This window comes from Streptomyces sp. ALB3, assembly GCF_044385685.1.
Classification (GTDB): Bacteria; Actinomycetota; Actinomycetes; order Streptomycetales; family Streptomycetaceae; genus Streptomyces.
Window position 1 is genome coordinate 29042 of sequence record NZ_JBISCE010000034.1, and the last position, 19405, is coordinate 48446.

The 19405-nt window shown below is 72.0% G+C and carries 20 protein-coding genes; 10 read left to right on the forward strand and 10 right to left on the reverse strand.

Going from position 1 to position 19405, the window contains the following annotated elements; all coding sequences use genetic code 11:
• Positions 1-95 precede the first annotated feature (95 nt).
• A complete protein-coding gene (locus tag ACHFIV_RS21090) occupies positions 96-1034 on the forward strand; it encodes a pseudouridine synthase (protein ID WP_398971225.1) in 939 nt (312 codons plus the stop codon).
• 12 nt (positions 1035-1046) lie between these two features.
• On the opposite strand, the gene ACHFIV_RS21095 is transcribed toward ACHFIV_RS21090, so the two are convergent.
• From ACHFIV_RS21095 to ACHFIV_RS21105, 3 genes are all read right to left on the reverse strand, one after another.
• A complete protein-coding gene (locus tag ACHFIV_RS21095; protein WP_398971228.1) occupies positions 1047-1676 on the reverse strand; it encodes an MBL fold metallo-hydrolase in 630 nt (209 codons plus the stop codon).
• Positions 1676-2761, reverse strand: a complete 1086-nt coding sequence (locus tag ACHFIV_RS21100; RefSeq protein ID WP_398971524.1) for an S-(hydroxymethyl)mycothiol dehydrogenase — start codon at positions 2759-2761, stop codon at positions 1676-1678. The genes ACHFIV_RS21095 and ACHFIV_RS21100 overlap by 1 nt, the downstream gene beginning before the upstream one ends.
• A gap of 73 nt (positions 2762-2834) precedes the next feature.
• Positions 2835-3536, reverse strand: coding sequence for a FadR/GntR family transcriptional regulator (locus ACHFIV_RS21105; protein WP_398971230.1), 702 nt, complete (start codon positions 3534-3536; stop codon positions 2835-2837).
• Between the two features lie 145 nt (positions 3537-3681).
• Here ACHFIV_RS21105 and ACHFIV_RS21110 point away from each other — a divergent pair, with 145 nt between their 5' ends.
• Both ACHFIV_RS21110 and ACHFIV_RS21115 read left to right on the forward strand, forming a co-directional pair.
• Complete coding sequence (locus ACHFIV_RS21110; protein ID WP_398971233.1) at positions 3682-4191, forward strand: gluconokinase; 510 nt, start codon at positions 3682-3684, stop codon at positions 4189-4191.
• Between the two features lie 11 nt (positions 4192-4202).
• On the forward strand, positions 4203-5600 hold the full coding sequence (locus ACHFIV_RS21115) for a GntP family permease (RefSeq protein ID WP_398971236.1): 1398 nt from the start codon (positions 4203-4205) through the stop codon (positions 5598-5600).
• Positions 5601-5606: 6 nt separating this feature from the next.
• Here ACHFIV_RS21115 and ACHFIV_RS21120 read toward each other — a convergent pair whose 3' ends face one another.
• The 4 genes from ACHFIV_RS21120 to ACHFIV_RS21135 all read right to left on the reverse strand — a co-directional run bounded on the left by ACHFIV_RS21120 (position 5607) and on the right by ACHFIV_RS21135 (position 9586).
• Positions 5607-6272: a cytochrome b/b6 domain-containing protein gene (locus tag ACHFIV_RS21120; protein WP_398971238.1), complete on the reverse strand. Its 666-nt coding sequence runs from the start codon at positions 6270-6272 to the stop codon at positions 5607-5609.
• The gene (locus ACHFIV_RS21125) at positions 6214-6879 is read right to left on the reverse strand and encodes a molybdopterin-dependent oxidoreductase (RefSeq protein ID WP_398971526.1); all 666 of its coding nucleotides are present in this window, start codon (positions 6877-6879) and stop codon (positions 6214-6216) included. Before ACHFIV_RS21125 ends, ACHFIV_RS21120 begins: the two co-directional genes overlap by 59 nt.
• 137 nt (positions 6880-7016) lie before the next feature.
• Positions 7017-8588, reverse strand: a complete 1572-nt coding sequence (locus ACHFIV_RS21130; RefSeq protein WP_398971529.1) for an APC family permease — start codon at positions 8586-8588, stop codon at positions 7017-7019.
• Positions 8589-8623: 35 nt separating this feature from the next.
• Complete coding sequence (locus ACHFIV_RS21135; protein ID WP_398971241.1) at positions 8624-9586, reverse strand: hypothetical protein; 963 nt, start codon at positions 9584-9586, stop codon at positions 8624-8626.
• A gap of 242 nt (positions 9587-9828) precedes the next feature.
• Between ACHFIV_RS21135 and ACHFIV_RS21140 the strand changes: the two genes are divergently transcribed.
• Positions 9829-10254 carry an ASCH domain-containing protein gene (locus ACHFIV_RS21140; protein ID WP_398971243.1) on the forward strand — a complete coding sequence of 142 codons (426 nt, stop codon included), beginning with the start codon at positions 9829-9831 and terminating at the stop codon, positions 10252-10254.
• A gap of 141 nt (positions 10255-10395) precedes the next feature.
• Here ACHFIV_RS21140 and ACHFIV_RS21145 read toward each other — a convergent pair whose 3' ends face one another.
• The gene (locus ACHFIV_RS21145) at positions 10396-12051 is read right to left on the reverse strand and encodes an FAD-binding dehydrogenase (RefSeq protein ID WP_398971246.1); all 1656 of its coding nucleotides are present in this window, start codon (positions 12049-12051) and stop codon (positions 10396-10398) included.
• Between the two features lie 154 nt (positions 12052-12205).
• On the opposite strand from ACHFIV_RS21145, the gene ACHFIV_RS21150 reads away from it, so the two are divergent.
• From ACHFIV_RS21150 to ACHFIV_RS21165, 4 genes are read left to right on the forward strand one after another with little or no spacing between them, the layout of a single operon-like run.
• Positions 12206-13123 (forward strand): DMT family transporter, encoded by a 918-nt coding sequence (locus tag ACHFIV_RS21150; RefSeq protein WP_398971249.1) that lies wholly within the window; start codon positions 12206-12208, stop codon positions 13121-13123.
• Positions 13110-13628 carry an NUDIX domain-containing protein gene (locus ACHFIV_RS21155; RefSeq protein WP_398971251.1) on the forward strand — a complete coding sequence of 173 codons (519 nt, stop codon included), beginning with the start codon at positions 13110-13112 and terminating at the stop codon, positions 13626-13628. Before ACHFIV_RS21150 ends, ACHFIV_RS21155 begins: the two co-directional genes overlap by 14 nt.
• A complete protein-coding gene (locus ACHFIV_RS21160; protein WP_398971254.1) occupies positions 13625-14020 on the forward strand; it encodes a YidH family protein in 396 nt (131 codons plus the stop codon). The genes ACHFIV_RS21155 and ACHFIV_RS21160 overlap by 4 nt, the downstream gene beginning before the upstream one ends.
• Entirely contained in the window at positions 14017-14331 is a 315-nt protein-coding gene (locus tag ACHFIV_RS21165) for a DUF202 domain-containing protein (protein WP_398971257.1), read from the forward strand. The genes ACHFIV_RS21160 and ACHFIV_RS21165 overlap by 4 nt, the downstream gene beginning before the upstream one ends.
• Positions 14332-14346: 15 nt before the next feature.
• On the opposite strand, the gene ACHFIV_RS21170 is transcribed toward ACHFIV_RS21165, so the two are convergent.
• Positions 14347-15282: an NADP-dependent oxidoreductase gene (locus tag ACHFIV_RS21170; protein ID WP_398971259.1), complete on the reverse strand. Its 936-nt coding sequence runs from the start codon at positions 15280-15282 to the stop codon at positions 14347-14349.
• Between the two features lie 191 nt (positions 15283-15473).
• Between ACHFIV_RS21170 and ACHFIV_RS21175 the strand changes: the two genes are divergently transcribed.
• Both ACHFIV_RS21175 and ACHFIV_RS21180 read left to right on the forward strand, forming a co-directional pair.
• Positions 15474-16496, forward strand: coding sequence for a phosphotransferase family protein (locus ACHFIV_RS21175; RefSeq protein ID WP_398971261.1), 1023 nt, complete (start codon positions 15474-15476; stop codon positions 16494-16496).
• 7 nt (positions 16497-16503) lie between these two features.
• Positions 16504-17718 carry an acyl-CoA dehydrogenase family protein gene (locus ACHFIV_RS21180; protein ID WP_398971264.1) on the forward strand — a complete coding sequence of 405 codons (1215 nt, stop codon included), beginning with the start codon at positions 16504-16506 and terminating at the stop codon, positions 17716-17718.
• A gap of 45 nt (positions 17719-17763) precedes the next feature.
• On the opposite strand, the gene ACHFIV_RS21185 is transcribed toward ACHFIV_RS21180, so the two are convergent.
• Positions 17764-19071 carry a M28 family metallopeptidase gene (locus tag ACHFIV_RS21185; RefSeq protein WP_398971267.1) on the reverse strand — a complete coding sequence of 436 codons (1308 nt, stop codon included), beginning with the start codon at positions 19069-19071 and terminating at the stop codon, positions 17764-17766.
• Positions 19072-19405: the final 334 nt, after the last annotated feature.

Here is a 19405-nt window from a genome sequence, read left to right on the forward strand (position 1 = left end):
GGAGTACGAGCGGCTGCCGGGGGCCCGCGCGATGGGATGATGAAGCCGCCCGCCCGTCCGTGCCGGGCCCCCTCCGGCGACAAGGACCCGTATCGATGAGAGGACGGGCGAAGCCTCCCCCCTCCCCGCTTCCCCAGCACGCCGGCGTCGACCCGGTGCGGCTGCGCTTGCCACCGGACCCGTCCGGGGCCTGGCACACCGTCCGGGACCATCTGCTGGACCGGTTCGCCACGGCGGTCGGCGCCGCGCGGGTGGACACCATGCTCGCCGAGGGCAGGTTCGTCGGGGCGGACGGCGGTGCGGTGCGGCCGGGCGAGCCGTACACGGCCGGGCGGTATCTCTGGTTCCACCGGGACTTCGCGCCGGAGGAACGGGTGCCCTTCCCGGTCGGGGTGGTGTACCGCGACGAACACCTCGTGATCGCCGACAAGCCGCACTTCCTGGCGACCACCCCGCGCGGCCGGCACGTCACCGAGACGGTGGTGGCCCGGCTGCGCAGGGAGCTGGACCTGCCGGAGCTCCAGCCCGCACACCGGCTGGACCGGTTGACGGCCGGTCTGGTGCTCTGCGTCGTACGGGCCGGGGACCGGGGCGCGTACCAGACACTGTTCCGGGACCGGCTGGTGCGCAAGGAGTACGAGGCGGTGGCCCCGTACGACCCGGCGCTCATGTTCCCCCGCACCGTGCGGAGCCGGATCGTCAAGGAGCGCGGGGTCATCGCGGCGCGTGAGGAGCCGGGGGCCCCGAACAGCGAGAGCCATGTCGAACTGTTCGGGCACCGCGGCCCCCTCGGCCGCTACCGGCTGCTGCCCGCGACCGGGCGCACCCACCAGCTGCGGGTCCACATGAACGCACTGGGGCTGCCGCTGGTGAACGATCCGGTCTATCCGGTGGTGCGGCCCGATCCGGAGCACGAGGACTACGGAAACCCGCTGCAACTGCTGGCGCGAGTACTGGAGTTCACCGACCCGGTCACGGGCGAGCCGCACCGCTTCGAGAGCGGGTTGCGGCTCTCCGCGTGGCCGGACCGGTGAGACGCGCCGCGGTCAGTGACCGCGGCTGATCCAGTCCTCCAGCTGCGGGGCCTCCGCGCCGATGGTGGTGGGGTCGCCGTGCCCGGTGCGGACGCCGGTCTCCGGGGGGAGGGTGAGCAGCCGGTCCCTGATCGAGTCGATGATCGTGGGGAAGTGCGAGAAGGACCGTCCGGTGGCGCCGGGCCCGCCCTGGAAGAGCGTGTCGCCGGTGAAGACCGTGCCCAGCCCGGGGGCATGGAGGCAGACCGCACCGGGAGCGTGGCCCGGGGTGTGCAGGACCACCAGGCGGGTCCCGGCGACCTCCAGTTCCTGGCCGTCGGCCAGTTCGGCGTCGGGGGCCCGGTGCGGGTGGGTCTGCTCCCACAGTGGCAGGTCGTCGGGGTGGAGCAGGATCGGGGCCCCGGTGGCGTCGGCGAGGGCCGGGGCCGCGTCGATGTGGTCGTTGTGCGCGTGGGTGCAGATGATCGCGCGCAGCGTCCGGCCTCCGAGCGCGGCCTCGATCGCGGCGGCGTCGTGGGCGGCGTCGATGACGACGGCCTCGGTGTCGTCGCCGACGATCCAGACGTTGTTGTCGACGTCCCACTCGCCGCCGTCGAGGGCGAAGGTGCCGGAGGTGACCAGGTGGTCGATGCGGGCGGCCATCAGAGGACCACCACCGAGCGCAGGACGTCGCCGTCGCCCATCCGGGCGAAGGCCTGTTCGATCTCGCCGAGCTGGATGGTCTCGGTCACGAAGGCACCCAGGTCCAGGCGCCCCTGCTGGTGCAGGTCGATCAGCATCGGGAAGTCACGCGAGGGCAGACAGTCGCCGTACCAGGAGGACTTGAGCGAACCGCCGCGTCCGAACACGTCGAGGAGCGGGAGTTCGAGCTGCATCTCGGGGGTGGGGACGCCGACGAGGACGACGGTACCGGCGAGGTCCCGGGCGTAGAAGGCCTGCTTGTAGGTCTCCGGACGGCCGACCGCCTCGATCACCACGTCGGCGCCGTGGCCGCCGGTCAGACCGCGGATCGCCTCGACCGGGTCGGCGGAGCGGGAGTTGACGGTGTGCGTGGCACCCATCTTCTTCGCCGTCTCCAGCTTGCGGTCGTCGATGTCGACGGCGATGATCTTCGCCGCTCCCGCGAGCCGGGCTCCGGCGACGGCGGCGTCGCCGACGCCCCCGCAGCCGATGACGGCGACGGAGTCGCCGCGTCCGACCTGGCCGGTGTTGATGGCGGCTCCGATGCCCGCCATGACCCCGCAGCCGAGCAGTCCGGCGACGGCCGGGGAGACCTCGGGGTCGACCTTGGTGCACTGGCCGGCGGCGACGAGGGTCTTCTCCGCGAACGCGCCGATGCCGAGCGCCGGGGAGAGCTCCGTGCCGTCCAGGAGGGTCATCTTCTGCCGGGCGTTGTGGGTGTCGAAGCAGTACCAGGGGCGTCCGCGCAGACAGGCACGGCACTGGCCGCACACGGCGCGCCAGTTGAGGACGACGAAGTCGCCCGGCTCGACGTCGGTGACGCCCTCGCCGACGGACTCGACGACCCCCGCGGCCTCGTGACCGAGCAGGAACGGGAACTCGTCGTTGATGCCGCCCTGCTTGTAGTGCAGGTCGGTGTGGCACACGCCGCATGCCTGGACCTTGACCACGGCCTCACCGGGGCCGGGGTCCGGCACGAGGATCGTCTCCACGCGTACGGGCTCGTTCCGCCCCGGTGCGATGACCCCTTGTACCTGCTGCGCCATGCCGTGGTCTCCCATCCCGACTGCCGTCATCCCAGAGATCGAACCCGCTCACCGTACCCGGGCGGGGGCCCGCTCACGGAGCGAGTACGTCCAGTTCGTGCAGCGCGCCGACCGCGATCTCCTTGGTCAGCCGTTCGGCTCCCTGGGCGTCCCCCTCACGTACGGCTTCGGCGAGCCGGACGTGGAGCGTGACGGCGGCGGGGTCGGGGTCCTCGAACATGACCTGGTGATGGGTACGGCCGGCGAGGACCTCGGCGACGACGTCGCCGAGCCGCGCGAACATCTCGTTGCCGGAGGCGTCGAGCACGATGCGGTGGAAGGCGACGTCGTGACGGAGATAGCCCTCCAGCTGCTGGCCGCGCGAGGTGGCGACCATGCCGAGGGCGCATTCCGTGAGCGCGGCGCACTGCTCGGCGGTGGCGTGGAGGGCGGCGAGGCCCGCGGCGACGGGTTCGACGGCGGACCGCAGCACGGTGAGGGAGCGCAGCTGCCGGGGCCGGTCGGATCCGGCCAGCCGCCAGCGGATGACCTGGGGGTCGTAGACGTTCCACTCCTCGGTGGGCCGCACGGTCACACCGACCCGGCGCCGGGACTCGACCAGGTGCATGGATTCCAGGACCCGGATCACCTCGCGCACGACGGTGCGTGACACGTCGAAGCGCTGGGCGAGCTCGTCGGTGCGCAGGACCAGGCCGGGCGGGAAGTCCCCGGCCGCGATCTCCATGCCCAGGGCGTCCAGCACATGCGTATGGAGGCCCCGGGCAGGTGTGGTCATGCGCACAAGCCTACGGGGCGGCTCACGGGAACAAAAAGTACGACGTTTATGTCACAGCCTCTTGAATAAGTCGTATGTAATGGGTTTCAGTAGCGCGACGGACCGATGTCCACGGACCGATGTCGATGAAGACAGCGAGGCACCAATGAGCACCCCCCACGTCGTCGTGGTGATGGGCGTAGCAGGGACCGGCAAGACCACGATCGGCCCCCTGCTCGCCGACGCCCTCGGCGTCCCCTACGCCGAGGGCGACGACTTCCACCCGCCGGCCAACATCGCGAAGATGTCCGCGGGCACGCCCCTGGACGACGACGACCGCCGGCCGTGGCTGGACGCGATCGGGCAGTGGGCACACGGCCGGGCGGGACTCGGCGGCGTCGTGAGCAGCTCGGCCCTCAAGCGCGTCTACCGCGACCGGCTGCGGGCCGGGGCCCCCGGTGTCGTCTTCCTGCATCTGACCGGCGACCGCGCTCTCATCGAGCGCCGCATGGCGGACCGCAAGGGCCACTTCATGCCGACCGCGTTGCTCGACTCCCAGTTCGCGACCCTGCAGCCGTTGCAGGACGACGAGGCGGGCGTCGCCGTCGACGTGTCCGGCACCCCCGAGGAAATCACCGACCGGGCCGTCGCCGCGCTGCGCCGGCTCGCGAACTAAGGATCACCACCGTGACCAGTCTCAGCGTCGAGATGCTGGCAGCGGACGCCGTCGAACCCATCACTTCGGCCGGCAACGCACAGCTGGGCATCGCCGTCCTGGCGGGCATCGCCGTCATCGTCCTGCTCATCACCAAGCTCAAGATGCACGCGTTCCTCGCGTTGACCATCGGCTCGCTCGCCCTGGGGTCCTTCGCCGGGGCCAACCCGGCGAAGACGATCGCCAGCTTCACGGCCGGGCTCGGCTCGACCGTCGCGAGTGTGGGGGTCCTCATCGCCCTGGGCGCCATCCTGGGCAAGCTGCTGGCCGACTCCGGCGGCGCCGACCAGATCGTCGACACGATCCTCGCCCGGGCGAGCGGGCGTGCGATGCCGTGGGCGATGGTTCTCATCGCCTCGATCATCGGACTCCCGCTGTTCTTCGAGGTCGGAATCGTGCTGATGATTCCGGTGGTGCTCCTGGTCGCCAAGCGCGGCAACTACTCCCTGATGCGGATCGGGATCCCCGCGCTCGCCGGGCTGTCCGTGATGCACGGGCTGATCCCCCCGCACCCCGGCCCGCTGGTGGCGATCGACGCCCTCGGCGCCAACCTCGGTGTCACGCTCGCCCTCGGTGTGCTGGTCGCCATCCCGACGGTGATCATCGCCGGGCCGGTCTTCTCCCGCTACGCCGCCCGCTGGGTGGACATCGAGGCGCCGGAGAAGATGATCCCGCAGCGCCCCTCCGAGGACCTGGACCGCCGTCCCGCTTTCGGCGCGACCCTCGCGACGATCCTGCTGCCCGTCGTGCTGATGCTGGTCAAGGCACTCGTGGACATCGTGGTGGACGACCCCGAGAACCACGTGCAGCGGGTCACCGACGTGATCGGCTCACCGCTGATCGCCCTGCTCGCCGCCGTGCTCGTCGGCATGTTCACCCTGGGCCGCGCGGCCGGATTCACCAAGGAGCGGCTCTCCGGCACCGTCGAGAAGTCGCTCGTCCCGATCGCGGGCATCCTGCTGATCGTGGGCGCCGGCGGCGGGTTCAAGCAGACCCTCATCGACGCCGGCGTGGGTCAGATGATCCTGGAGTTCTCCGAGAACTGGTCGATCCCCGCCCTGCTGCTCGGCTGGCTGATCGCCGTCGCGATACGGCTGGCGACGGGTTCGGCGACCGTGGCCACCATCTCGGCGGCCGGTCTGGTCGCCCCGCTCGCCGCCGGCCTGTCGACGTCCCACGTCGCGCTCCTCGTCCTCGCGGTCGGAGCGGGCTCCCTCTTCTTCAGCCATGTGAACGACGCCGGGTTCTGGCTGGTGAAGGAGTACTTCGGCATGGACGTCCCGCAGACGGTCAAGACCTGGTCGGTGATGGAGACGATCATCTCGGTCGTGGCGCTCGGCTTCATCATGCTGCTCTCACTGGTGTTGTAGCCGGCGCTACTCCTCCGGTTCCCGCCACAACGGGTGGGCGGAACGGGCCCACAGGCGCTCGACCGACCCGGTGCGCATGCCACGGCGTGCCTCCGGGTCGGCGAGCGCCTTCGCCATGTGTCCGGCGAGGACGATGCCGGTCGCGAGCGCCAGCCAGTCGTGGACGAACGTCGCACCCGTGCGCCACACCAGCGGGGCGAGTCCGGTGAACCACATGAGCAGCCCGGTGCCGAGCATCACGAGTACGGCGCCCGCGATCCAGGACGCGTACAGCTTCTGGCCCGCGTTGAACTTCCCCGCCGGCCGCGAACCGGAGGCGTGGTCGCGGCGCACGACCGCCCGTAGCCACTGCCGGTCGTGCGGGCCGAACCTGTTGATGCCGGAGAGGTCGGCGCGCAGGGCCCTGGAGAACAGTCCGGCCAGGAGCGGTACCGGAATGAGGAGCCCGGACCATTGGTGGACGGTCACCACGAGGTGACGGCGGCCGGCGAGCTGTGCGAGCTGGGGGACGTAGAGGAAGGCGGCCGTGGCCACGCAGAGCAGCACCAGCCAGGCCGTGGTGCGGTGCACCCAGCGCTCGGCCGCGGTGAAGCGGCGGATCCGGGATGCGGGTTCAGACGGTGGGGGCGTCGTCGCGGCCGTTGGACCGGCCGACCCAGGCGTCGACGTCATAGCCGAGCTCCTCCCAGTAGCCGGGGCGCACGGAGTCGGTGACGGTGATCCCGGAGAGCCATTTGGCGGATTTGTAGAAGTACATGGGGGCGACGTACAGCCGGGCCGGGCCGCCGTGGGCGTGGGCCAGCGGTTCGTTCCGCATGCGCAGGGCGACGACGACGTCGTCCCGGCGGGCCTGGTCCAGCGTGAGACTCTCGCTGTAGGCACCGTCGAAGCAGGTGAAGCGGACCGCCCCGGCGCCCTCTCCCACGCCGGCCGCGTCGAGCAGTACCGACAGCCGGACGCCCTCGAACGGGGTCCGGGGCACCCGCCAGCCGGTGACGCACTGGACGTCGCGCACGATGCGCGTCTGCGGGAGGGCCCTGAGCGCGTCCAGGGTGTACGTCGCCGGGCGCTCCACCAGGCCGTCCACGCGCAGGCGGTAGTCGGCGGCCGTCTTCGGCGTGACCGAGGAGGCGACGGAGTAGTAGCGGAAGCCCCCGCCGTTGGGGAGCATGCCGGTGATTCCGGTCGGGTCCTTGTCGGCGACGGCTCCCAGCCCGCTCTCCAGCGCACGCTGGAGGACGGGGCCGGCCGCCACCCCGGCGGCGCCGAGGCCGAGCATGGCCAGGACCAGACGGCGTCCGACGGGTGTGCCGCCGCCGTCGGGAGGGGGACTGTTCACCCGCACATTCGAACACCCGCGGCCGTCCTCCACCAGGGGCCGCGGGTGCGCGTCACTGTTCCGTAAGGAGCGCGGGATCAGCGTGGGCCGTGACCGCTCCCAGCCGCCTTCTCCAGTTGGAAGGCCTCGTTCCCGAGACCGATCCCCGCGTGCACCGCGGGCTTGGTCCGGCGCAGGACAGCGCCGTGGACCAGCCCGCCGGCGAGGGCCAGGACGATGACGCCGGGCAGCAGCCAGTTCAGCGTCGAGCCCGGTCCTGACCCGACCAGGACGTCGAAGTCCCGGATGGTCAGGACCGCGATGGCCAGCAGGGCGAGGCCGGCGAGTGCGGAGGCGACGAGCCGGGGCGCCTGGGCGCGGCCGGCGCCGCGCCGCACGAAGAAGGCGATCACGGCGAAGGAGGCGGCGGCCATCAGCACGATGACGCCGAGCGCTCCGACGTTGCCCATCCAGGTGAACAGGTGCAGGACGGGTGCCGTGGGGTCGCCGACCGGGTTGTCGTCGGTGACGGCGAAGGCGAGCACGATCACGACGGATACCGTGGACTGCAGCACGGAGCCGCTGGCGGGGGCTCCGCTCGCCTTGTGGGTGCGGCCGAACCCGGCGGGGAGCAGCCCTTCGCGCCCCATGGCGAAGGCGTAGCGGGCGACCACGTTGTGGAAGCTGAGCAGCGCGGCGAACATGCCGGTGACGAACAGGACGTGCAGGACGTCGGTGAACGCGGCCCCGAGCCGCTCCTCGGTGAGGCCGAAGAGCATCCCCGGGCCCTCCTTGAGAGAGGTGTCCGCGATGGAGGAGGGGCCCGCGGCGACGGTCAGGGCCCAGGAGCTGACGGCGAGGAACAGCGCGGCGTAGCCGACGGCCAGGAACATCACGCGGGACACGACGACCTGCGGGCGGCTGGTCTCCTCCGCGTACACCGGTGCCTGCTCGAAGCCGACGAAGGCGGCGATGCAGAAGCAGAGCGCGGTGCCGAGGCCGGCTCCGGTGAGGGTTCCGGGGTCGAAGGCGTGCAGAGAGAGGCCCTCGGGGCCGGGATCGGCGACGGCGGCGATGTCGAAGATCACGACGAGGGCGCACTCGATGACGAGCAGGACGCCGAGGACCTTGGCGTTGAGGTCGATCTTCAGCCAGCCCAGTACGCCGACGAGAGCCACGGCGATCAGGGCGGGGATCCACCACCGGAGGTCGATTCCGAGGTAGGTGGCGAAGAGTCCCGAGACCTCGAAGCCGAGGATGCCGTAGATGCCGACCTGCATGGCGCTGTAGGCGACCAGCGCGACGAGCGAGGCGCCCGCGCCGGCCGTGGGGCCGAGGCCGCGGGCGATGTAGGCGTAGAAAGCACCGGCGTTGTGGACGTGGCGGCTCATCTCCGCGTAGCCGACGCCGAACAGCATCAGCACGATGCCCAGGATGACGTAGAGCAGCGGCTGCCCGGTGATGCCCATCACGCCGAAGACCGTGGGCATCACCCCGGCGACGACCATGAGGGGGGCGCTCGCGGCGAGGACGGACAGGAGCAGTCCGGGGGTGCCGAGCCGGTCGGCGCGCAGGGCGCGTTCCTCCCCCTTGTAGGTGTTGATCCCGCCGGTGCCGCCGGCCGGCCTGGTGCTGCCGGTCCGGCTCGTGTCTGTTCTGCCCGTCGACATGGCGGGGGTGGTCCCTTCGTCGATGTTCACGTGCGTCAGGGGGCGCCGAGCGCGAGGGTGCGCGCGGCGAGGAACGCGGGGTAGGCGTCGCGGCCCGCGTACGACCACGGGGCCTCGGTGGCGTGGGTCCCGATGCGGTGGAAGAGCGCGGCGGCCTCGGCGGGGCGGCCCTCGCAGAACTTCGCGTGGGCGAGGAAGTTGAGGTCGGCCCGGTGGCGGGGGTGGTCCTCGCGTTCCCACTCGAGCCACCAGTCGAACGCGGCCTTCATGACCTGTCTGGCCCGGCGCCCCGACCAGTGGCCCGATGCGGCCGGGTCGTCGGGTACGGCGCCGGCCGCCACCAGCACGCGGTAGCGCTCCGCGTGGGCGACGACGGGGAGCACGGCGAGCGGCGAGTCGGCCGGTGCCTGTTCGGCTGCCCACGCGGCGAAGTCGTAGACCTCGTGGAGCGGGTCGCTCTCGGGGTGGGCCTCGGCGAGTTGCGCCGTCATGAGGTGGTGGGCGTGGTGGTGCTCGGGATGGCGTGCGCGGATCTCCTCGAAGTACCTGGCGGCCTCCTCGTGGGTCCCGTGCGCGCGCTCCAGGGCCATCAGACCGAGCCAGGGGGTGGGGTCCGCCGGGTCGAGTGCCGCCGCGGCCAGACAGGCCTCGCGCGCCCTGCCGGTCTCCCCCGCGTCGGCCTTGGGGCGCCGGGCGCGCGCGACCGTGGCGCAGGCGAGCAGAGCCGTGGCGTCGGAGCTGTCCGGTTCGGCGAGCAGCCAGTCGCGTGCCCAGCCGGCGGCGGAGGGGACGGCGGCGAGGGCCAGGAGGCGATGGCCGCGCCGGTCCCAGTCGCTGCCTGTCGCGACGAGCAGGGCGCGGGCCCGGCTCCATCGCCCCTGGGTGAACTGAGCACGTACCGCGATGAGTTCGCTGTCGTCGAGTGCCGGGTCGAAGACGTGGTCCGTGCGACCGGCCTTGCGGCGGGCTCGGCCCAAGGGCGGCGGAGGCGGAGACATCCGCGGTTTCCCTTTCGGCTTCGGCAGGGCAGCAGCACGTCGTCGCTGCTGTGTGCGATCAGTTGACCGCGCACAGCAAAGCGGTAGGCAACGCTTCCAGTCAAGGGCGCACCTTTCCCAACTGGGTTCATTCCACACACAGTTACTCCTGTACAGCGTATGGACTGAACCATTCGCGCAGCTCGTGAGCCGGCTGTGGAGGTGACGGGCGTGAGAGGGGTGACGCGTGCCACACTGCCGCCATGGAGACCTCCGAGCCGCTCAAGCCCTTCCTTCTCGCGTTCCCGGGACCGCTGCGCGACCGGCTGGTGGCGGCCGTCCTGTCGGGCGGGAAGGTCAGCACCTCCGGACTGCTCGTGGAGTACGAGGTGGAGCGGGAGGAACTCCCGCCCGTGGGTGAACGGTCCGCGCTCATCGACTCCGACGGCCGGGAGGTCGCGGTGGTCGAGCTGACGGAGGTGCGGGTGCTGCCACTGGGATCGGTGGGGCTCCAGCACGTGCTCGACGAGGGCGAGGGGTACGCGTCCGTCGCCGAGTGGCGGGCGGGGCACGAGGCGTTCTGGCACAGCGAGGAGATGCGGGAGGCGCTGGGGGACGCGTCGTTCACCGTGGACGACGACACGATGATCGTGGCGGAGCGCTTCCGGGTCGTGGAACGGCTCGTCTGACGCCCGGCCGCTGCCCGCCGGGCGCGCGCTGCCACCCCCTGCCCCGTCGGGCGCCCGCCGCCCCGCCGGTCACCGGACGGGTGCCCGGCGCCGGCCCGCGCCCGGCCGCCCCGGGACACCCGGCGGGGCGGCGGCCCGCTCTCAGCCGATCGCCTCCGCCGCCGCGCGTCCCGCCGTCCGCCCGGAGAAGATGCAGCCTCCGAGGAACGTTCCCTCCAGGGACCGGTATCCGTGGACCCCGCCGCCCCCGAAGCCCGCCGCCTCCCCCGCCGCGTACACGCCGGGCAGCGGAGCGCCGCCCTCGGTCAGTACGCGGGAGGACAGGTCCGTCTCCAGCCCTCCGAGGGACTTGCGGGTCAGGATGTTCAGCCGTACGGCGATGAGCGGGCCCGCCGCCGGGTCGAGTATGCGGTGCGGCTTGGCCGTGCGGATCAGCTTGTCGCCCAGGTAGGACCGGGCGCCGTTGACCGCCGTCATCTGGAGGTCCTTGGTGAAGGGGTTGGCGACCTCACGGTCGCGGGCCGTGATCTCCCGGCGCAGGGCCTCCTCGTCGATGAGCGGTTCGCCGGTGAGCGCGTTCATCCCCCGTACGAGCGCGCCGAGGTCCTTCTCGACGACGAAGTCCACACCCTTGTCCATGAACGCCTTGACGGGTCCGGGGACGTCGGCGCGCGCCCTGCCGATCACGTCGCGCACGGACTTCCCGGTCAGGTCCGGGTTCTGCTCGGAACCCGAGAGCGCGAACTCCTTGCCGATGATCTTCCGGTCGAGGACGAACCAGGTGTAGCCGTAGCCGGACCGCATGATGTGTTCGAGGGTGCCCAGGGTGTCGAAACCCGGGAACAGCGGGACCGGCAGCCGCTTGCCGCGGGCGTCCAGCCAGAGGGAGGACGGGCCGGGCAGGATGCGGATGCCGTGCTTGTCCCAGATCGGGTCCCAGTTCTCGATGCCCTCGGTGTAGTGCCACATCCGGTCGCGGTTGATGTGGTGGGCGCCCGCCTTCTCGGCGATGCCCAGCATCAGTCCGTCGACGTGCGCGGGGACCCCGGAGAGCAGCTTCTCGGGCGGCGTGCCCAGGCGCTCGGGCCACTGGGAGCGCACGAGGTCGTGGTTGCCCCCGATGCCGCCGGACGTGACGATCACCGCCTGCGCCCTGAGCTCGAAGGCGCCGGTGACCTCGCGGCTGCTCGCGGTGCCGCGCTCCGCGCCGCTCTCCTCGAGGATCTCGCCGGTGACCGTGTCGACCGCTCCGGCCGAGCGGGCCAGCCCGGTCACCCGGTGGCGGAAGCGCGTGCGGACGAGTCCCTTCGCCATCCCTTCGCGGACCCGGCGCTCGAAGGGGGCGACGACGCCGGGGCCGGTGCCCCAGGTGATGTGGAAGCGGGGGACGGAGTTGCCGTGTCCGTTCGCGTCGTAGCCTCCGCGTTCGGCCCAGCCGACGACGGGGAAGAACCGCACCCCCTGGGCGCGCAGCCAGGACCGCTTCTCCCCCGCCGCGAAGTCGACGTACGCCTCGGCCCACCGCCGTGGCCAGTGGTCCTCGTCGCGGTCGAAGCCCGCCGTCCCGTACCAGTCCTGGAGGGCCAGGTCGTGGCTGTCCTTGATCCGCATCCGGCGCTGCTCGGGCGAGTCGACGAGGAAGAGCCCGCCGAAGGACCAGTGCGCCTGCCCGCCGATGGACTGTTCGGGTTCCTGGTCGAGCAGGAGCACCGTCCGTCCCGCGTCGACGAGCTCGGCGGTGGCCACGAGCCCCGCGAGTCCCGCCCCGATCACGATCACATCAGCGTCGTACGCCATGGGTTCCATCCTTCGGGGCGGTGCGGGCAGCGGCGGGCCCGGGCGGACAAAGTTACTTGTCGGTCAGATCTTGGGTACGGGCCGCTCCCACGTCAACCGTCCGGTCGGTGGCGCCCTGACCGATCCCGCGGGGCTGCCGGGCTATCGTCGGACCGTGTCGGTGCTGGTACTCCTGTTGTCCGTGGGCGCCGCCTGCTGCCTGGGCTTCGGCTTCGTCCTCCAGCAGGACGCTGCCCGCCGCGCCCCTCTGAGCGATTTCCTCTCGTTCCGGTTGCTCCTCGACCTGATGCGGGTGCCGAGCTGGCTGGCCGGACTCGGCCTGATGGTCTGCGGCATGGCTCTCGGGGCCCTGGCGCTCGGCCAGGGCGAGGTGTCGGTCGTGGAGCCGCTCCTGGCGACCAATCTGCTGTTCGCGATGGCTCTGTCCCGCCACCGGACCGGACAGGCGCTGGGCCGGCAGGGCTGGGGAGGCCTCTGCCTGCTGGCGGGTGGTGTCACCGCCTTCCTGCTGGCCGGTGAGCCCCGCGGAGGGGAGACGGTCACGGCGCCCCTGCGGCACTGGCTGGTGATCGGTGTGGTGGCCGGCCTCGCCGTGGTGCTGACCGCCTCCGCCCGGCACCCCAGGACCCGGGGCACCCCCGTCCTGCTCGGTCTGGCGGCGGGGCTGCTCTACGGACTGCAGGACGCCCTGACCCGGCTCAGCGGCGAGCGGCTGGCCGACGGCGGCTGGGCGTCGCTGCTCACGACGTGGCAGCCGTACGCGGTCCTCGTCCTGGGGGTGACCGGGCTGCTCCTGGTCCAGAGCGCCTTCGAGGCGGGACCGCTGCGGATGTCCCTGCCGGCGCTGACGGCCGCGCAGCCGCTGGCGGGGATCCTGTGCGGGATCGGCTTCCTCGGCGACCAGGTGCGCACCGACACGGCCGCCCTGGCCTGGCAGGCCGCGGGGCTGGCGGCGATCGTGGCCGGCATCGTGCTGCTGGGGCTGCACCCGGCGATGCCGGAGGGCAAGGAGCGGCACGGATCCACGGCCGCGGACCGGTTGATGTTGGATGGGCCCCATGACTCCGGCTGACGAGATCCTGGACATTGTCGACGAGAACGACGTGGTCGTCGGGCGGGCGCCCCGCGGGGAGGCGATCGCGCGCGGTCTGCGCCACCGCTGCGTCTTCATCGAGGCCAGGGACGCGGCGGGCCGGGTGTTCGTGCACCGCAGGACGGCCACGAAGCTCGTGTTCCCCTCGCACCACGACATGTTCGTCGGCGGCGTCGTGGGTGCCGGCGAGTCGTACGACGAGGCCGCGCTGCGGGAGGCCGAGGAGGAGCTGGGCGTCTCGGGCCTGCCCCGCCCCACACCGCTGTTCAAGTACCTCTACGAGAGTCCTGAGCACAGCTGGTGGTCGTACGTCTACGAGGTGCGCTGCGAGCTCCCCGTCCGGCCGCAGGCGGAGGAGGTCGACTGGTACGCCTTCCTGACCGGCGCCGAGCTCGAAGGGCGTCTGGGCGACTGGACGTGGGTGCCGGACGGTCTGGAGGCGTACCACCGGTTGCGGGAGTTCCGGGCGGGCGGCGGCGCGTGAGCGAGTTCGTGCGCGGGCTGCGGCTGTGGTTCGCCCCGGAGCGGATCCGCGAGGAGGGCGACACCCCGGACTACCGCTTCTCGCTGGCCAACGAGCGCACCTTCCTGGCCTGGGTCCGGACGGCTCTCGCCCTCATCGGCGGCGGGTTCGCCGTCGACCAGTTCCTGCCGGAGCTGGCCTGGGGCATCCGCGCCGGCCTGGCGCTCGGACTCCTGGCGGCCGGGGTGCTGTGCGCGCTGCGGGCCGTCAACCACTGGGTGCGGTGCGAGCGCGCGATGCGCCGTGGGGAGGACCTGCCCGTGTCGCGCTTCCCCGCGCTGCTCGGCGTGGTGGTCGCCGTGGTGGCGCTGGCGATGGTCGTGGTGGTCCTCTTCGGCTGGGAGGGGCGGTGACCACCACCGGCACGCGCGATCCCGGCCTCCAGCCCGAGCGCACACGGCTGGCGTGGCGCCGTACGACCCTGGCGTGCACGGTGGTGGCCCTGCTCGCGGTCCGGCAGGCGCTCCACAGCGAGTCGGCGGGGACGGGCGTGCTCGCTGTGGCCCTGAGCCTGCTTGCCTGGGTGGGGTTCCTCGCGGTGGCCCACCGCCGGGTCACGGGCATGGGCACCGCGCGGCCCGCCCCGCTGTCGCCGCGCCACGCCCTGACGGCGGCGGCGTGCACGGTGGCGCTGGCGGTGTTCGCCGCCGTGACCCTGTTCTGAACCGGCCGTACGACGTCAGTCCTGCCAGTCCACGGTGACGACGATCTTGCCCCTGGTGCGCCCCTCCTGGTTGAGCCGGTAGGCGTCGGCGGCCTGCTCCAGGGGGAAGACCCGGTCCACGTGGACGGAGACGATGCCCTGCTCGGCGAGTCCGGCGAGGTGGGCGAGGTCCGCCGCGTCGGGCCGCACGAAGGCGTAGCGCCCGCCGTAGGAGAAGACCTCCGCGTCGGCGATGGAGGCGAGCCTGCCGTCGGGCGCGAGGGTGTCGGCGGAGACCCGGAGCGCTTCCCCGCCGACCGTGTCGAACGCCGCGTCGAAGCCGTCGGGGACGAGGGACCGGAGCCGGGCACCCAGCCCGTCGCCGTGTTCGACGGGTTCGCCGCCGAGCCGGCGTACGTAGTCGTGGTTGTGGGGTCCCGCCGTGCCGACGACCCGGCAGCCCGCGTGCCGGGCGAGCTGGACGGCGAGTGAACCGACACCTCCGGCGGCCGCGTGGACGAGGACGGTCTCGCCCTCCTGCACCTTCAGGGTGCGGTACAGCACCTGGTGCGCGGTGAGGCCGCACAGCGGCAGGCCGGCCGCCTCCTCGAAGCTCAGGCTCAGCGGCTTGCGGGCGAGGGTGCGCACGGGGGCGGCGACGTACTCGGCGAAGGTGCCGCGCGAGAGGAAGTCCTCGCGCACGTAGCCGATGACCTCGTCCCCCACCGCGAACTCGTCCACGGCGGCGCCCGGCTGGACCACCACACCGGAGACGTCCCAGCCGGGGATGACGGGGAACACGGCCTCGAGTCCGGCCTGGAGGTAGCCCTCACGGGCCTTCCAGTCGACGGGATTGACGGCCGCGGCCCGCACCTTCACGAGGACCGAGTCGGGCCCGACCTTGGGGTCGGGCCTCTCGCCGTACTCCAGTACGTCGGCCGAGCCGTACCTGCTGTAGCTGATCGCCTTCATCTTCCGACGATCGGCGCGGACCGGGGCTCCCGCAACTCAGGCCGGGGCCGCCCCGGTCGGGGGCGGCCCCGGCACCTGCGGTGAGGCGGGGAGCCGGGGATCACTCATCGGATTCCGGGTGGACACTGGACGACATACCGACTGGTCGGCATCATGGTGCCGACCGTCCAACCGCCCCGGAGGTGCACACCATGAGCCCAGTCCACCCGCCAGGTCTCGATCTCGACCTGCTGCGCGGCCATCTCGACCGCGAGCGGCCGGGGCTGGTGAACGGACCGCTCGACGCCCGGGTGATCGAGGGCGGCCGCTCGAACCTCACCTACATCGTCACCGACGGCTCCGGTCAGTGGGTCGTGCGCAGGCCTCCGCTGGGCCACGTACTGGCCACCGCGCACGACATGAAGCGCGAGCACCGGGTGATCAGCGCCCTTCACTCCACAGCGGTGCCGGTACCGGAGACCGTCCTGCTCTGCGAGGACGACTCGGTCATCGGCTCTCCCTTCTACGTCATGGAGTACGTCGAGGGCACGCCCTACCGCACCGCCGGTCAGCTCGCCCCGCTCGGTGCCGAGCGCACCCGGGCCGCCGTCCTGGGTCTCGTGGACACCCTGGTGGACCTGCACGCCGTTGACCCCGCGAGCGTCGGCCTGGGTGACTTCGGCCGTCCGGAGGGCTTCCTGGACCGGCAGCTGCGGCGCTGGGGCAAGCAACTGGACGCCTCCCGCAACCGTGAGCTCGCCGGTATCGACGAACTGCACGCCGCCCTGGGCCGGGAGCTCCCCGTCTCCCCCGCGCCCACCGTGGTCCACGGCGACTACCGCCTGGACAACGTGCTGATCGGCCGTGACGACCGGATCAAGGCGGTCCTGGACTGGGAGATGTCCACGCTCGGCGACCCGCTCACGGACCTCGGCCTGCTCGTGATGTACAGCTCCGACCTCGGCCTTCCCGGCTCCCCCGTCTCCACGACCAGCGGCGCCCCGGGCCACCCCGGCCCCGCCGAGCTCATCGAGCGCTATGCCGCCCGCTCGGGCCGCGACACCTCCGCCATCTCCTGGTACACGGCCTTCGCCTGGTTCAAGCTCGCCGTGATCCTCGAGGGCATCCACTACCGCTACACCCTGGGCCAGACGGTCGGCGCCGGCTTCGACCGCATCGGCGACCTGGTCCCCGTCTTCATCTCGCACGGCCTCACCACCCTCCAGGAAGGCTGACCAACCCGTGGACTTCGCATTCGACGCCCGTACCGAAGAGCTGCGCACCAGGCTGCTCACGTTCATGGACGAGCACGTGTACCCCGCCGAGGAGGCCGCCGAGGAGCAGCGCGCGCGGCTGGCCTCACCCTGGGACACCCCGCAGGTCGTCGAGGACCTCAAGGCGGAGGCACGCAGGCAGGGCCTGTGGAACCTCTTCCTCCCGGACGCCGAGTACGGCGCGGGGCTGACCAACCTCCAGTACGCCCCGCTGGCCGAGATCACCGGCCGCAGCCCGCACCTGGCGCCGACCGCGCTGAACTGCGCGGCCCCGGACACCGGGAACATGGAGGTGCTCTCGCAGTTCGGCTCGGACGAGCAGAAGAAGCAGTGGCTGGAGCCGCTGCTCGCCGGGGAGATCCGTTCGGCCTTCGCCATGACGGAGCCCGAGGTGGCCTCCTCGGACGCGACGAACATCGAGACCCGGATCGCGAAGGACGGCGACTCCTACGTCGTCAACGGGCGCAAGTGGTACATCTCCGGGGCCATGAACCCGGACTGCGCGGTGTTCATCGTGATGGGCAAGACGGACCCGGACGGAGAGGACATCCGCCGCCAGCAGTCCATGATCCTCGTGCCGCGCGACACCCCCGGTGTGGAGGTGCGCCGGGCGATGCGGGTGTACGGCTACGAGGACCACTCCCACGGCGGCCACGCCGAGGTCGTCTTCCACGACGTGCGTGTGCCCGCCGCCCATCTGATCGGCGAGGAGGGCGGCGGCTTCGCCATCGCGCAGGCGCGGCTGGGACCGGGCCGGATCCACCACTGCATGCGGCTGATCGGGATGGCCGAGCGGGCGATCGAGCTGATGTGCAGGCGGGCCGTGGCCCGTACGGCCTTCGGCAAGCCGCTGGCCCAGCAGGGCGTCGTCCAGAACTGGATCGCGGACGCCCGGGTGACGGTGGAGCAGCTGCGTCTGCTGGTGCTGAAGACGGCCTGGCTGATGGACACGGTGGGCAACCGCGGGGCGCACACCGAGATCCAGTCGATCAAGATCGCCACCCCGCGCGCGGTCGTCGGCATCCTCGACCAGGCGGTGCAGCTGTACGGCGCCGGGGGCGTCAGCCAGGACTTCCCGCTGGCCGAGCTCTGGTCGTCGGCGCGGACGCTGCGGCTCGCGGACGGACCGGACGAGGTGCACCAGCGCTCACTGGCGCGGCGGGAGATCAAGAAGTACCTCTGAGCCCGGTGCGGGGAGGCGCGGCAACCGCGCGCCTCCCCGGCGGGGTCAGAAGGTGAGCTGCCAGCTGTCGATGTAGCCGGTGTCCTGTGCGGCGACGTCCCGCACCTGGAGCCTCCAGGTGCCGTTGGCGGTCTCACTCGACGCGTTGACCGTGTAGCTCGCGATCACGTTGTCCGCGGAGTCGCTGCCGCTGGAGTTCTTGAGGCGGTAGGCGGTGCCGTCGGGCGCGAGCAGGTCGACCACGAGGTCGCCCCGGTAGGTGTGCTTGATGTCGACCTCCACCTTGAGCGCCGACGGCGCGTTGCCCGTGCGGCCGGTGACCGGGACCGGGGAGGTCACCGCGGCACCGTTGTCGGGCACGGAGACGTTGGTGGCGTTGCTGAAGACGGTCCCGGTCGGCGGGGTGACCGTTCCGGAGGAGAGCGTCCACACGGCGTGGGCGACGGCGTCGCTGTTGCGGTCCAGGGCCGTGTCGTTGATGTTCGTCGTCGTGTCGCACGACGAGTGGTAGCAGCGGTCGAAGGACTGGCCCGCCGTACCGCCCCACTTCTGGGCCTGGGCGCTGGACTTGGTGTTGCTCGCCCCGGTGAACAGGCCTCCGACGGGCACGCCCGCGCTCTTGAAGGGGGCGTGGTCGGAGCGGCCGTCCCCCTCGGTCTCTATCTCGGTGGGTACCGACAGACCCGCGAAGTAGCTCTTGAAGGTCTGCTCGATGACGGGGTCGTCGTCGTAGACGAAGTAGCCGGCGTTGGGCGAGCCGATCATGTCGAAGTTGAGGTACCCGGCGAGCTTGGAACGCTCGGCCGTGGCCAGGTTGTTGACGTAGTACTTCGAGCCGACGAGTCCCAGCTCCTCGGCGCCCCACCAGGCGAAGCGCAGGTGCTTGTCCGGCGCGAGCTGGGCCCGGGAGACCGCGAGGGCGGTCTCCAGCACGGCGGCCGAGCCCGATCCGTTGTCGTTGATGCCGGCGCCGGAGCTCACCGAGTCGAGGTGGGAGCCGGCCATGAGGACCTGGTTCGGGTCGCCGCCCGGCCAGTCGGCGATCAGGTTGTACCCGGTCGCGCCGCCGGAGGTGAACTGCTGGAGCGAGGTGGTGTATCCGGCGGCGTCCAGCTTGGCCTTCACGTAGTCGACGGACGCCTTGTAACCGGCCCTTCCGTGGGCCCGGTTGCCGCCGTTGGCGGTGGCGATCGACTGGAGCTGGGTGAGGTGCGCCTTGACGTTGGCGAGCGGGATGTCGGGGGCCGCGGTGACGGCTTCGGGCGCCGCTTGGGCGGTCGGGGCTCCGGTCGCCAGCAGGGCGGCGACCGCGAGCGCGGCGGCGGAGAGGGATCTGCGTCGGGCAGGTCTCATCGAGGGGCTCCGGATTCCGTTCGGGGACTGACGGAACGTGCGGGGGTCCCCGGCCGAGTGCGACCGGGGCCTGGAGCGATGGGGCTGGAAGTGCGCCCCCGATGTTCGGCGAGGTGACCGAGTACCGTCAAGGGTGGAATCCGGACAGGCGCGTTCGCTCAGCGGACACCCGGGAAGGGAGCCCGGCCCGGTCCGCAGCCGCCGTCCCCGCCGGGCGCGGGCTACGGGATCGCCGGACCGGGCTACCGCGCGTGCCGGAGCGCGGCGCGGCCGTCCACACGCCGGGGGCGCTCGTCCCGCGTGTTCCGCCTGCTCAGCGCGCCTCGGGCGCCGC

What these genes read in the sequence shown, in the direction of transcription:
- ACHFIV_RS21090 (WP_398971225.1), top strand. Translation starts at nt 96, where the DNA reads ATGAGAGGACGGGCGAAGCCTCCCCCCTCCCCGCTTCCCCAGCACGCC.
- ACHFIV_RS21095 (WP_398971228.1), bottom strand. Translation starts at nt 1,676, where the DNA reads ATGGCCGCCCGCATCGACCACCTGGTCACCTCCGGCACCTTCGCCCTC.
- ACHFIV_RS21100 (WP_398971524.1), bottom strand. Translation starts at nt 2,761, where the DNA reads ATGGCGCAGCAGGTACAAGGGGTCATCGCACCGGGGCGGAACGAGCCC.
- ACHFIV_RS21105 (WP_398971230.1), bottom strand. Translation starts at nt 3,536, where the DNA reads ATGACCACACCTGCCCGGGGCCTCCATACGCATGTGCTGGACGCCCTG.
- ACHFIV_RS21110 (WP_398971233.1), top strand. Translation starts at nt 3,682, where the DNA reads ATGAGCACCCCCCACGTCGTCGTGGTGATGGGCGTAGCAGGGACCGGC.
- ACHFIV_RS21120 (WP_398971238.1), bottom strand. Translation starts at nt 6,272, where the DNA reads ATGACGTCGACGCCTGGGTCGGCCGGTCCAACGGCCGCGACGACGCCC.
- ACHFIV_RS21125 (WP_398971526.1), bottom strand. Translation starts at nt 6,879, where the DNA reads ATGCTCGGCCTCGGCGCCGCCGGGGTGGCGGCCGGCCCCGTCCTCCAG.
- ACHFIV_RS21130 (WP_398971529.1), bottom strand. Translation starts at nt 8,588, where the DNA reads ATGTCGACGGGCAGAACAGACACGAGCCGGACCGGCAGCACCAGGCCG.
- ACHFIV_RS21135 (WP_398971241.1), bottom strand. Translation starts at nt 9,586, where the DNA reads ATGTCTCCGCCTCCGCCGCCCTTGGGCCGAGCCCGCCGCAAGGCCGGT.
- ACHFIV_RS21140 (WP_398971243.1), top strand. Translation starts at nt 9,829, where the DNA reads ATGGAGACCTCCGAGCCGCTCAAGCCCTTCCTTCTCGCGTTCCCGGGA.
- ACHFIV_RS21145 (WP_398971246.1), bottom strand. Translation starts at nt 12,051, where the DNA reads ATGGCGTACGACGCTGATGTGATCGTGATCGGGGCGGGACTCGCGGGG.
- ACHFIV_RS21155 (WP_398971251.1), top strand. Translation starts at nt 13,110, where the DNA reads ATGACTCCGGCTGACGAGATCCTGGACATTGTCGACGAGAACGACGTG.
- ACHFIV_RS21170 (WP_398971259.1), bottom strand. Translation starts at nt 15,282, where the DNA reads ATGAAGGCGATCAGCTACAGCAGGTACGGCTCGGCCGACGTACTGGAG.
- ACHFIV_RS21175 (WP_398971261.1), top strand. Translation starts at nt 15,474, where the DNA reads ATGAGCCCAGTCCACCCGCCAGGTCTCGATCTCGACCTGCTGCGCGGC.
- ACHFIV_RS21185 (WP_398971267.1), bottom strand. Translation starts at nt 19,071, where the DNA reads ATGAGACCTGCCCGACGCAGATCCCTCTCCGCCGCCGCGCTCGCGGTC.